This window comes from Rhodococcus sp. DMF-1 (genome assembly GCF_021441945.1).
Lineage (GTDB): Bacteria > Actinomycetota > Actinomycetes > Mycobacteriales > Mycobacteriaceae > Rhodococcus > Rhodococcus ruber.
Window position 1 is genome coordinate 1,153,173 of the sequence record NZ_CP090442.1, and the last position, 12,577, is coordinate 1,165,749.

Annotated in this window: 10 protein-coding genes; 7 read left to right on the plus strand and 3 right to left on the minus strand. The window is 71.8% G+C overall.

Annotated elements, in window-relative coordinates:
- Window positions 1-9: 9 nt before the first annotated feature.
- The 3 genes from LZP97_RS05360 to pcaH form a co-directional block, all read right to left on the minus strand.
- Window positions 10-1,194 carry a cation:proton antiporter gene (locus LZP97_RS05360; RefSeq protein WP_234574985.1) on the minus strand — a complete coding sequence of 395 codons (1,185 nt, stop codon included), beginning with the start codon at window positions 1,192-1,194 and terminating at the stop codon, window positions 10-12.
- Window positions 1,195-1,341: 147 nt separating this feature from the next.
- Window positions 1,342-2,022: a protocatechuate 3,4-dioxygenase subunit alpha gene (gene pcaG, locus LZP97_RS05365; protein WP_026137707.1), complete on the minus strand. Its 681-nt coding sequence runs from the start codon at window positions 2,020-2,022 to the stop codon at window positions 1,342-1,344.
- Window positions 2,019-2,771 (minus strand): protocatechuate 3,4-dioxygenase subunit beta, encoded by a 753-nt coding sequence (gene pcaH, locus LZP97_RS05370; RefSeq protein ID WP_017680540.1) that lies wholly within the window; start codon window positions 2,769-2,771, stop codon window positions 2,019-2,021. The genes pcaG and pcaH overlap by 4 nt, the downstream gene beginning before the upstream one ends.
- Window positions 2,772-2,885: 114 nt before the next feature.
- On the opposite strand from pcaH, the gene LZP97_RS05375 reads away from it, so the two are divergent.
- From LZP97_RS05375 to LZP97_RS05405, 7 genes are all read left to right on the plus strand, one after another.
- Window positions 2,886-3,833, plus strand: coding sequence for a LysR substrate-binding domain-containing protein (locus LZP97_RS05375; protein ID WP_017680541.1), 948 nt, complete (start codon window positions 2,886-2,888; stop codon window positions 3,831-3,833).
- Window positions 3,834-3,852: 19 nt separating this feature from the next.
- Window positions 3,853-4,290 (plus strand): OsmC family protein, encoded by a 438-nt coding sequence (locus LZP97_RS05380; protein WP_017680542.1) that lies wholly within the window; start codon window positions 3,853-3,855, stop codon window positions 4,288-4,290.
- Between the two features lie 26 nt (window positions 4,291-4,316).
- The gene (locus LZP97_RS05385; protein ID WP_040271791.1) at window positions 4,317-5,243 is read left to right on the plus strand and encodes an SMP-30/gluconolactonase/LRE family protein; all 927 of its coding nucleotides are present in this window, start codon (window positions 4,317-4,319) and stop codon (window positions 5,241-5,243) included.
- Complete coding sequence (locus tag LZP97_RS05390) at window positions 5,243-5,530, plus strand: acylphosphatase (protein ID WP_003939033.1); 288 nt, start codon at window positions 5,243-5,245, stop codon at window positions 5,528-5,530. The genes LZP97_RS05385 and LZP97_RS05390 overlap by 1 nt, the downstream gene beginning before the upstream one ends.
- Window positions 5,531-5,555: 25 nt before the next feature.
- Window positions 5,556-9,191 (plus strand): chromosome segregation protein SMC, encoded by a 3,636-nt coding sequence (smc, locus tag LZP97_RS05395; RefSeq protein ID WP_048772728.1) that lies wholly within the window; start codon window positions 5,556-5,558, stop codon window positions 9,189-9,191.
- The gene (gene ftsY / locus LZP97_RS05400) at window positions 9,188-10,795 is read left to right on the plus strand and encodes a signal recognition particle-docking protein FtsY (RefSeq protein ID WP_048772731.1); all 1,608 of its coding nucleotides are present in this window, start codon (window positions 9,188-9,190) and stop codon (window positions 10,793-10,795) included. The genes smc and ftsY overlap by 4 nt, the downstream gene beginning before the upstream one ends.
- 456 nt (window positions 10,796-11,251) lie before the next feature.
- Window positions 11,252-12,559 (plus strand): ammonium transporter, encoded by a 1,308-nt coding sequence (locus LZP97_RS05405; protein WP_010592763.1) that lies wholly within the window; start codon window positions 11,252-11,254, stop codon window positions 12,557-12,559.
- The last annotated feature ends 18 nt before the right edge of the window (window positions 12,560-12,577 follow it).

Consider the following 12,577-nt stretch of genomic DNA (forward strand, 5'->3'; position numbering starts at 1 on the left):
CGGCGGGCCCTACGCGCGCGCGTCGTCGAGCATGCGCATCACCCTCGTCGCGCTCACTCCGTGCACGAGAACGGAGAAGACGACGGTGAAGGCGACGGCGGCCCACAGCTCCTGCTCCTGCGCGATGTCGAACTCCGCCGCGGCGTACGCGAGGTAGTAGACGGAGCCGATGCCGCGCACGCCGAAGAAGGCCGTGACGCGGCGTTCGCGGACGTCCATCTCGTCACAGCCCAGGAGCGAGAGCCAGCCGACCACGGGCCGGATCACCAGGACCAGGGCGGCCCCGACGAGAACCGAACCCCACGACAACTCGGCGAGCAGGCCGGTGGTGAGGCCGGCCCCCAGCAGGAGCAGGACCGCAAGCGTGAGGACGTGCTCGAGCTGCTCGACGAGGCTGTGCATCTCCGCGTGGTACTCGTGTGCGCGTTCGATGCGCCGCATGGCGACCGCACACACGAAGACGGCGAGGAAGCCGTAGCCGCCGACCAGTTCGGCGATTCCGTACACCGCGAAGGTGGCCGCGAGCGCGACGATCGGTTCACCCCGGTCGGCCAGCCGCACGTGTGCGACGGGGAAGTGGAACACCGCCCGCCCGACGAGATGGCCCGCCAGCGCGCCCACCACGGCGCCCAGGACGATCTTGCCGAGTAGCTCCCACAGGACCCAGGACACGATCCAGTCCTCGATCGGGCCCTTCGTGAACAGGAAGAGGGCGAGGTAGACGAAGGGGAACGCCAGCGCATCGTTGAGGCCGGCCTCGGACGTGAGCGCGAACCGCACCTCGTCGTCCTCGCGGTGGGAACCCTCCCCGGACGTGGGCCCCTCGACCTGCACGTCGGACGCGAGGACGGGATCGGTCGAAGCGAGGGCGGCCCCGAGCAGCACGGCGGCCGCGGGAGTCAGCGCCGCGGCCCACCAGCCCAGCACCGCGACGGCCACGATGCCGAGGGGCATCGCGACCAGCAGCAGCCGCCGGGTGGACTTCCACGACCGCCACCCGAGCGGGCGGTCGATCGCGAGGCCGACTCCCATGAGCGCGACGATCACGCAGACCTCGCTGAGGTACTCCGCCACGGCCGGGTGCCAGCCGGGGGTGACGGCTTCGACATTGTCGAACAGCAGCCCGAGCAACGCGCCGGCCACCAGCACGATCATGGGTGCCGAGATCGCGCGGTTGTGGAAGAGCCGAGGCACGGTGACGGCGAAGAGCAGCGCGAGCCCGGCGGAGACGTAGATGATCGCGGTGTCCAGTGCCGGGCCTTCGTTCGCTGCGATGTGGTCGGCGCAAGGATGCCCACGCGGCCACTCCCCGAAACGCGCGCCCTCGCCCGTGGATCCCGCTCAGATGTCGAAGAACACGGTCTCGTGGCCGCCCGCCGGGGTGTCCTGCAGGTACACGTCGAAGGTGTAGACCACCCTGCCGTCGCGTTCGGAGCGTGTCGCGATCAGCGTGTCGCGGCGGGTCTCCCACTCGATCCCGGTCAGGACGGGGTCGGCGGCGTTGGCGTCGGCCTCGTCGTCGAAGTAGACCCGGGTGTGCAGGCCGAGGTTGATGCCCCGGGCGAACAGCACCATAAGGATGTGCGGGGCCTGGGTCCCGCCGTCGTTCGCCGGCACCGGCCCCGGCTTGATCGTCTCGAAGGTGTAGACGCCGGTGTCGAAGTCGCCGCCCGTGCGGCCCCAGCCGCGGAAGGTCGGATCGATCTCCCGAGCCTGGGTACGGCCGCCCTGGGTGTGGCCGTCCTGGGAATCGCCGGGGTGGGCGTACCTGCCGGCGGCGTTGGCCTGCCAGATCTCGATCAGCACGTCGCGCACGGGGGTGCCGGTGCCGTCGAACACGCGGCCCTCGAGGGTGATGTGCTCGCCCTTCGTCTCCGGCGTGGTGAGGACGTTGCCGAAGTTGTGGTCGAAGATGTCGAACCCGGCCTGCTGCGGCGCGAGCCCGATGTGGACGTACGGGCCGCCGGTCTGCGAGGGGGTCTCCGGGCGGCGCGCGATCATGCTGTGCGGGGAAAGGCTCATCGGGGGGCTCCGGGAAGGGTGATGTTGTCGAAGAAGGTGGCGCGGCGGCCGCGCAGGGTGAGGTCGAAGCGGTAGGTACGCGCGTCGAAGGGAGCGTTGTTGGCGGGATCCTCCTGTGCGATCAGGCTGCGCAGCTGGTCCAGCGTCGGAACGGTCTTCGCGATGGGGCAGCGCTCGATGAGCGGGTCGCCCTCGAAGTACATCTGGGTGATCAGGCGCTGTGCCCAGCCGGTGCCGTTGATCGAGAAGTGGATGTGCGCGGGCCGCCAGGCGTTGGTGCTGTTGGCCCACGGGTACGGCCCGGGCTTGATGGTGCGGAAGAAGTAGTAGCCGTTCTCGTCGGTGATCATGCGGCCGCAACCGCCGAAATTCGGGTCGATCGGCGCGAGGTAGCGGTCCTTTTTGTGGCGGTAGCGGCCGCCGGCGTTGGCCTGCCAGGCCTCGACCAGGGCGCCCTTCACCGGGTTGCCGAACTCGTCGCGTACGTAGCCGTGCACGATCAGGCGCTCACCGATCGGCAGGCCGTCCTTGGCGAAGTTGAGGATGAGGTCGTTGTCCTTCTCGCCGAGCTCGCGCGGGTCGAACACCGGCCCGGTCGTTTCCGAGAGCGTGGGGCGCGGTGCGATCAGTGCATTGCGTGGGGAACGCAACACCGATGTGCGGTATCCGGGGGTCAGCGCGGGCGGGTGCTGGGTGTGGTCGCGTTCGACGAACTCGCCGGACGCGGCGCCGGGGGCGGCGATGATCATGAGGCGGTACTCCTGGGAACTGTCGCACTGCGACGGACGGGATGTGCATCACGCTATGGGTGAGCAAGAGTCATGTAAATTGACGATTTCGGCGATTTTGCATAACTTTCAGTGATGCAAAGTGAGGGCGTCCCACCGGGTGACCGGGCATCGCGGCTTCTCGATCGCATCCGGTTACGTCACCTGACGTGTTTCGTCGCCGTCGCCCAGGAGGGCAACCTCGGCCGGGCTGCCGCCCGGCTGCACCTGAGCCAGCCGGCGGTCACCAAGACCCTCAACGAGCTCGAAGCGCTCTCCGGCGCGCGCCTCGTGGACCGGGGACGGCACGGCGCCCGGCTCACGCGGGCCGGGGAAGAATTCCTGAGTCGTGCCGTCGAGGTCACGGATGCGCTGGCATCCGCCGCAGGCGTGCTGGCCGGAACGGGACAACCGGCCGTTGCCCCGGTGCGGGTCGGCGCCCTGCCCACCGTCGCGAGCACCCTGCTGCCCGGCGCGATCACCCGGTTTCGGGACCGGCGCCCACACGTCGGCGTACAGATCCGCACGGGCCCGAACACCGCCCTCCTCGGCGCGGTGCGCGCGGGCGAACTCGACTTCGTCCTCGGCCGGACGGCCGACCCGGAGACCATGCGGGGGCTCTCGTTCGAACTTCTGTACGCCGAGTCGCTGGCCCTGGTCGTGCGCCCGGATCATCCGCTGGCCGAGGGTCCGGTGTCGGTGCCGGCGGTGCTGGATCATCCCCTCGTCGTCGCCACCGCCGGCACGGTGCCGCGGCACCACACCGAGGGCTTCCTCGCCCGGCACGGGCTGCGGCTGCCGTCCGGCATCATCGAGACCCTCGACGTCTCGGTCGCGCGCGGGCTGGTGCGCACCGGCGACGCCGTGTGGCTGACCCCCGAGCGGGTCCCGCAGGGCGATTTGGACGACGGCACGCTCGTGCGGCTGCCGGTGCCCACGCCCGGCACCGCCGAACCCGTCGGGCTGCTGCGCCGCACCAGCGCCGACACGCCCGTCGCCGCCGAGGAGCTCGTCGCGATCCTGCGCGAACTGGCCGTCGGGTGATCATGGCAGGATCTCCCGCATGGCTGAACAGACTTCCGACACCCCGACGACCGAGCTGTGGGTCGAGCGCACCGGCACCCGCCGCTACACCGGTCGCAGCTCCCGCGGTGCCGAGGTGCTGATCGGATCGGAGACCGTCGACGGCGTCTTCACCCCCGGCGAGCTGCTGAAGATCGCGCTGGCGGCCTGCTCGGGGATGAGCTCGGACTTCCCGCTCTCGCGCCGGCTCGGCGACGACTACGACGCCACGATCCGGGTCTCCGGCGCTGCGGACCGGGAGAACGAGGTGTACCCGCACCTCGTCGAGGAGATGGTGCTGGACCTCAGCGAGCTGGACGAGGAGGCGCAACGGCGTCTTGTCGCGCTCGTGGAGCGATCCGTCGACAAGGTGTGCACCGTCGGTCGTACCCTCGAGGCCGGCACCAAGGTGACGCTGAACATCGTTCGGGACGCGTGAGCGGCGGATATCGGCAGGGAGGGCGGATGGATCGCAAAGCGGCCGGACTCGCGCTCGCCGTCGGGCTCCTCGCGGGCGGAGCGCCGGCGGCGGCCGCGCCCGCCCCGACGAGCTGCACGCCGTGGCGGGTGGACGTCGTCGCGTCCGGGCTCGGCATCCTCGAGAACCTCGCCTTCGACGGCCGGGGCGGACTGCTGGCCTCGGCGTCCACGCCGGCGGGCGGCGGGTCGCTGCTGACCCTCACCCCCGACGGGCGGGCCGACACCGTGGTGGCCGAGGTCCCGGCGCCCGGCGGCATCGTCGTCGACGAGGGCACCGCGTTCTTCACGACGGGCAACGGCACCGTCTCCGGGCTGCTCGGCCGCACCGACGGCACCCTGGAGGCCGTCGACCTCGACACCGGGGCGCGCCGCACCGTCGCGGCGGGCCTCACGATGCCCAACGGCCTCGTCCGCCTCCCCGGCGGAGACTTCCTCGTCAGTCGGAATCTGGGCAGCCCCCCGGGCCTGACCCGGGTCCCGGTCGACGGCCGCGCTCCGGAGACGCTCCGCACCGACCTCGGTTCCGTCAACGGACTCGCGATCGAAGGCAAAACCGTGTATGCAGCAACAACATTCGATCCGACCACCCGGATTCATGCGCTCGACGCCGACGATCTCGACGGCCCGGCCCGGACTCTGGACCCGTCCGGTCCCGGCCCCCTCGAAACCGCCGACGACCTCGACGTGGGGCCCGACGGTGCGCTGTACGTCCCGCTCAACGTCGCCGGCAGGATCCTGCGCGTCGACCCGGTGACCGGCGCCGGCTGCACGATCGCCACCGGGGTCCCCTTCGTCTCCGCCGTCGCGTTCGGCGACGGTCCCGGCTGGGACCCGGACGTCCTCTACACCACCGGATTCGACGGCTCCGTCCACGCCGTGCGTCCGGTCCGCGATGCCGGGGAGCCGTCGTGATGCAGTCGTCGCCGGATGCGGTCCGGCTCACCGCCTGGGTGCACGGGTACGTCCAAGGTGTGGGATTCCGCTGGTGGACCCGCTCGCGCGCCCTCGAACTCGGCGTCGTCGGTCACGCCACCAACCACCCCGACGGACGCGTGCTCGTCATCGCCGAGGGCCCCCGCGACGCCCTCGAACGCCTGCTCGCCGCGCTGCGCTCGGGCGAGACACCGGGCACGGTGCGGCTGGTGGTGGAGAGCTGGGAGCCGGCGCGCGGCGACCTGACCGGCTTCGTCGAGCGGTGACGGCCCGCCGGTAAGGTTCTCGCACATGTATTTGAAGGGTCTGACGCTCAAGGGCTTCAAGTCTTTCGCGTCCGCGACGACTCTGCGGTTCGAACCGGGCATCACGTGTGTCGTAGGGCCGAACGGTTCCGGCAAGTCCAACGTCGTCGACGCCCTCACCTGGGTGATGGGCGAGCAGGGCGCCAAGGCGCTGCGCGGCGGCAAGATGCAGGACGTCATCTTCGCCGGCACCGCCGGCCGGCAGCCCCTGGGCCGGGCCGAGGTCACCCTCACCATCGACAACTCCGACGGCGCGCTGCCCATCGAGTACTCCGAGGTGTCCATCACCCGGCGGATGTTCCGCGACGGCGCGGGGGAATACGAGATCAACGGGAACTCGTGCCGGTTGATGGACGTGCAGGAACTGTTGTCCGACTCCGGCATCGGCCGGGAGATGCACGTCATCGTCGGTCAGGGCCGCCTCTCCGCCATCCTCGAGTCCCGGCCGGAGGACCGCCGTGCCTTCATCGAGGAGGCTGCCGGTGTCCTCAAACACCGCAAGCGCAAGGAGAAGGCGGTCCGCAAGCTCGACGCGATGCAGGCCAACCTGGCGCGCCTGACCGACCTCACCGCCGAGCTGCGCCGCCAGCTCAAACCGCTCGGCCGTCAGGCCGAGGTGGCGCGCCGCGCCCAGACCATCCAGGCCGACCTGCGCGACGCCCGCCTGCGGCTCGCCGCCGACGACCTCGTGACCCGGCGCGCCGAATTCGCCGATCAGGACGAGCAGGAACGTGTCCTGCGCGAACGACTCGATCACGTCGCTGCGGAACTGGACGACGCCAACGCCGAACTCGCACGCCACGAGGAGGCGGTCGCTCGGCTCACCCCCGGCGCCGAGGCTGCGTCGCAGACCTGGTTCCGCCTCTCCGCGCTCGCCGAACGCCTCGGTGCCACCGTGCGCATCGCCCAGGAACGCGCCCGCCACCTCGACACCGCCCCGGCGGCCCGCGACGGCCAGGACCCGGACGAGATGGAGGCCCGCGCCGACCGGATCGCCGAAGAGGAGGCCGACCTGCTCGAGGCGGTCGAGATCGCCCACGGCACCCTCGAAGCCGCGAAGGAGCAACTCGCCGCCCAGGAGGAGGCCGCCGCGGCCGCCGAGCGGGCGCACCTGGCCGCGGTGCGGGCCGTCGCCGACCGGCGGGAGGGACTCGCGCGCCTGGCCGGACAGGTCGAGACCGTGCGCACGCGCGCCGAGTCCATCGACGCGGAGGTCACCCGGCTGACCGTCGCCATCGAGGAGGCCCGGCTGCGGGGTGTCGCCGCCCAGGCCGAGTTCGAGACGGCCCAGGCCCGCATCGACGACCTCGACGCCGGCGAGATCGACGCCGACGCCCAGCACGAACGCGCCCTCGAGGCCCTGCGGCTCGCCGACGCGCGCGTGCAGGAACTGCAGGACGCCGAGCGCGCGGCGGGCAAGGAGGTCGCCTCCCTCGGGGCGCGCATCGAGGCGCTGTCGATGGGCCTCGAACGCAAGGACGGCGCCGCCTGGCTCCTCGAGCACCGTCCCGATCTCGGACTGGCGGGGCCGCTCGCGGAACGCGTCCGCGTCGAGGCCGGATACGAGGTCGCCGTCGCAGCGGCGATGGGCCCGGCCGCCGATGCGCTCGCCGCGGACTCCGTCCCGGCGGCCGCCGCGGCCGTCGCCGCGCTGGTGGACGCCGACCAGGGCCGGGTCGCGTTCGTCGCCGGCGGCACCACCGCACCGTCCGAGCCGGCGAGCCTGCCGGCCGGGGCACGCTGGGTGCGGGGCGTGATCGACTGCCCGCCGGAACTGCGCGGCGGACTCGACGCGTTGCTCGCGCGCACCGTCGTCGTGGACGACCTGCCCTCCGCGATCGAACTGTGCCACGTGCGTCCCGACCTGCGGGCCGTGACCCGCAGCGGTGATCTCGCGGGCTCCGGCTGGGTCGTCGGCGGCTCCGGGCGCGCGCCGAGCACGCTCGAGGTGCAGGCCGCGATCGACGCGTCCCGCACCGACCTCGACCGCGCGGTGCGGCGCTCCGAGGAACTCTCGGCGGCCCTCGCCGGGGCCCTGGCCGAGCAGGCGGCACGTGCCGAGGTGGCCGAACAGACCCTCGCGGCCCTCAACGAATCCGACGCCGCGATGTCCGCGGTGTACGAGCAACTGGGCCGGCTCGGGCAGGCCGCGCGCGCCGCCCACGCCGAGTCCGAGCGGCTCGCCGCGCAGCGCACCCGCGCCGAGACGGAACGGGACACGGCCCGCCGGGAGGTCGTCGAGCTCGAGGAGCGGCTGCGGCTGGCCGAGCAGGAGCAGGGCGACGACGGCGCCGACCCCGGCACGGACGCGACGGCCCTCGACCGGGAGGTCGCCGCGGCCGCCCTCGCCGAGGTCCGGGCGGTGGAGATGGAGGCGAGGCTTGCGGCCCGCACCGCGGAGGAACGCGCCCAGGCGCTGCGCGGCAAGGCGGACTCGCTGCGCCGTGCCGCCCAGGCCGAACGGGAGGCGCGGGCCCGCGCCGAGCGGGCGCAGCGGGCCCGCAGGCAGGCCGCGACCGTCGCCGCGGCCGTGGCCGAGTCCGGAGCCCGGGTCGCCGCCCACCTGGACGAGGTGATCGCCGCCGCATCGGCCCACCGCGACGAGCTGACCCGTCAGCGCGCCGAGCGCGCCGAACAACTCGACCGGGTCAAGGAACGGGTACGCGACCTCGGCGCGCAGCGCGCCCAGCTCACCGACGCGGTACACCGGGACGAGGTCGCCCGCGCGCAGGCGGCGCTGCGGATCGAGCAGCTCGAGCAGGCCGTCGTCGAGCAGTTCGCCATAGCACCCGACGACCTGGTCGCCGAGTACGGCCCCGACGTGCCGCTGCCGCCCAGCGAACTCGAGATCGCCGAGTTCGAGCAGGCGCGCGAGCGCGGCGAGCAGGTCGTCGCGCCGCAGCCGCAGCCGTACGACCGTGCCACCCAGGAGCGGCGCGCCAAGCGCGCGGAGAAGGACCTGGCGACCCTGGGAAAGGTCAACCCGTTGGCGCTCGAGGAGTTCGCCGCCCTCGAGGAGCGGTACAACTTTCTCGCCACGCAGCTCGAGGACGTCAAGAACGCCCGCAAGGACCTGCTCGGCGTGGTCGCCGACGTCGACGCCCGCATCCTGCAGGTGTTCACCGAGGCCTATGCGGACGTCGAGCGCGAGTTCGAGCAGGTGTTCGCCAAGCTCTTCCCCGGCGGCGAGGGCCGCCTCGTGCTGACGGATCCGTCGGACATGCTCACCACCGGCATCGAGGTCGAGGCCCGGCCGCCGGGCAAGAAGGTCAAGCGGCTGTCGCTGCTCTCCGGAGGCGAGAAGTCGCTGACCGCGGTGGCGATGCTCGTGGCGATCTTCCGGGCCCGGCCGTCGCCGTTCTACGTGATGGACGAGGTGGAGGCCGCCCTCGACGACACGAACCTGCGCCGGCTGATCGGGTTGTTCGAGCAGCTGCGGGAAAAGTCCCAGCTCATCGTCATCACCCACCAGAAGCCGACGATGGAGATCGCCGACGCCCTGTACGGAGTCAGCATGCGCGGTGACGGCATCACCCGTGTCATCTCCCAGCGGATGCGCGGTCAGGATCTTTCTCGCCCAGAGCTGAACGCCGCCGCCGCGCCTGACAGTATGGGGGCGTGAGTACCGGAGCCTGGATAGCCATCGCGGCGGCGCTTGCCGTCCTCCTCGTCGCGCTCGTCGTCGGCTTGACGCTGTACCGGAGGCGGCAGGTGTCGCTGACAGCGCAGCAGACACCGCAGCTCGAAAGCACCGAGCAGAAGGACCGATCCGGCGGCTACAAGGCTGCGGGCGGATTCAGCTTCAGTCAGGGTGCGACCGCGACGGCGCCACCGCAGCCGGTCGAGCGGCCGGCCCCCACACCTCCGGTGATCCCGGAACCGCCGGCGTCCCCCAAACCGCCGGTCGCTCCGGAATCCACGGTGATCCCGGAACCGAAGGTCGTGCCACTGCCGGCGGAGGTGTCGGAGGCTCCGGCACCGACGGTCGAACCCGAGCAGGCTCCGGAAGCCGGCGCCGCCCCCACCGTCGAACCGGCACCCCGGGTCGAGCCCGTCCCCGGCGTCGAGCCGCAGACGGCGCCGGCACCGTCCGAGGTCGTCCCGCCGGTCGAGGAGACCGCACCGGTGGAGGAAGCCGCGCCGGTGGAGGAGGCCCCGCCGGTGGAGGAGGCCCCGCCGGTGGAGGAGGCCCCGCCGGTGGAGGAAGCCCCGCCGGCTCCCGCCGCCGAACCCGAGGTCATCGCGCCACCGGCCGTCGAGCCCGAGGTTGCGCCGGTCCCGCAGGTGCCGCCGATCGAGGAGATCGCCCCGACCGAGGGCCGGCTGGACCGGCTGCGTGGCCGGCTCGCGCGGTCGCAGTCGGCCGTGGGCAAGAGCCTGCTCGGTCTGCTCGGCGGTGGCGACCTCGACGAGGACTCGTGGGAGGAGATCGAGGACACCCTGCTGATCGCCGACCTCGGCGCCGCGACCACGACGCAGATCGTCGAGCGGCTGCGCGTGCAGATGGCCGCCCGCAGCGTGCGCACCGAGGCCGAGGCCCGGGCCGTCCTGCGGGACGTGCTGGTCGAGGCGCTGCACCCGGAGCTGGACCGGTCGATCCGGGCCCTGCCGCACCAGGATCACCCGGCGGTGCTGCTGGTCGTCGGGGTCAACGGCACCGGGAAGACCACCACCACCGGCAAGCTCGCCCGGGTCCTCGTCGCCGACGGCCGCCGCGTCCTGCTGGGCGCCGCCGACACCTTCCGGGCGGCGGCCGCCGACCAGTTGCAGACGTGGGCCGAGCGGGTCGGGGCCGAGGTCGTGCGCGGCAAGGAGGGGGCCGACCCGGCCGCGATCGCCTTCGACGCCGTCGCCCGGGGTACCGAGCAGGGCGTGGACGCCGTGCTCGTCGACACCGCCGGCCGCCTGCACACCAAGACCGGTCTGATGGACGAGCTCGGCAAGGTCAAGAGGGTCGTGGAGAAGAAGGCCGCGGTCGACGAGGTGCTGTTGGTGCTCGACGCGACGATCGGGCAGAACGGCCTGATGCAGGCGCGCGTGTTCGCCGAGGTCGTCGACATCACCGGCGTGGTGTTGACCAAGCTCGACGGCACCGCCAAGGGCGGAATCGTGTTCCAGGTCCAGCACGAACTCGGGGTCCCGGTGAAGCTCGTCGGACTCGGGGAGGGCGCGGACGATCTCGCGCCGTTCGAGCCGGGGGCATTCGTCGACGCCCTGCTGGGCTGACGCCCCGGCACCCCGCCGCCTCGCGACCGACCCCGGCCACCCGCCTCCGACCGGGTGGCCGGTTTTTGTCACGGAAAGATAACAAATCGTCACTCGGTTCCCATCTGCCACTCGGGTTCGGTAGAAACAGGTGCCGGACGGATCCCGCGGGAGCGGGTGGCGACGGGGAAGCAGCGACGAGAGGCTCCTGCGGGAGCTCGCCGCGCTGGCCACCCGGTCCCGCCGGATCCGTCCGGCCCGAGTCCCGCCGACCCGCCGCCGTCGCCTCCCGCGACCACCGTCGGGGAGACGCGGAGGACGGTCCACGGCGGCCGGGTTCGCGGCGAAACACGAACGAAACACATGTCCGATTTGCGTTCACTGCGCTGAAACAGCGCGGCGCTCCCACCGAAACATCACCACAGCATTCTTCTCTCGACGACGCGCTGACCGGCGCGGCCAACAGGGAGGTTGCAAGTGGAGGAAGTGGTGAACACCGGCGACGCGGCATGGATGCTGATATCGGCGTCCCTGGTGCTGTTGATGACGCCCGGTCTGGCGTTCTTCTACGGTGGCATGTCGCGCACGAAGGCCGTCCTGAACATGATGATGATGTCCTTCGGGGCGATGGCGGTCATCGCGGTGATCTACGTGCTGTGGGGCTGGTCGATGTCCTACGGCACCGAGGACATCGGGGGCATCTTCGCCAACCCGTTCCAGATGTTCGGTCTGCAGGGCGCCATCTACGACGACGCCGGTGAGTTCCTGCCCGGTCTCGGCGACTATCCGCAGATCATCGACATCGCCTTCCAGGTGACCTTCGCGGTCGTCACCACCGCCCTGATCAGCGGTGCCCTCGCCGAACGCGTGAAGTTCGGCACCTGGCTGACCTTCGCCGCCGTCTGGGTCACCGTCGCGTACTTCCCCCTCGCCCACATGGTGTGGGGTGGCGGCCTGCTCTCCGGCTCCGAGGACGGCCTCGCCGCCAAGATCTTCGGCACCTCCGACGACGGTGAGGGCGGGCTCGTCGCGACCGTCGCGCCCATCGACTTCGCCGGTGGCACGGTCGTGCACATCAACGCCGGCATCGCCGCGCTCGTCCTGGTGCTGATCATCGGCAAGCGCGCCGGGTTCGGCCGCACGGCCTTCCGTCCGCACAACCTGCCGTTCGTCATGCTCGGCGCCGCGCTGCTGTGGTTCGGGTGGTTCGGGTTCAACGCCGGCTCCGCGTTCGCCGCCGACGGCGTGGCCGGCCTGGCCTGGGTCAACACCACCACGGCCACCGCCGCCGCGATCCTCGGCTGGCTCCTCGCCGAACGGATCCGCGACGGCAAGGGCACCAGCCTCGGTGCCGCCTCGGGTGCCGTCGCCGGCCTGGTCGCCATCACTCCGGCGGCCGGTGCGCTCAGCCCGGTGGGCTCCATCGTGCTCGGCGCGGTCGCGGGCGTCCTGTCCGCCCTGGCGGTCGGCCTGAAGTACAGGTTCGGGTACGACGACTCCCTCGACGTCGTCGGCGTGCACCTCGTCGCGGGCCTGTGGGGCACCGTCGCGATCGGTTTCCTCGGCACCGAGACGGGACTGTTCTACGGCGGCGACTACAAGCAGCTCGTGATCCAGATCGTCATCGCAGTATTCGCCCTGGTCTACACCGGCATCGTCACCGCGATCGTCGCCTTCGCGCTCAAGCCGCTCGGCTGGCGGGTGTCGGAGGAGGAAGAGGCACGCGGCATCGACGAGGCCGAGCATGCGGAGTCGGCATACGACTTCGCGGCCGCCCTCAAGTGATAAGAAGACAGCAGGGCA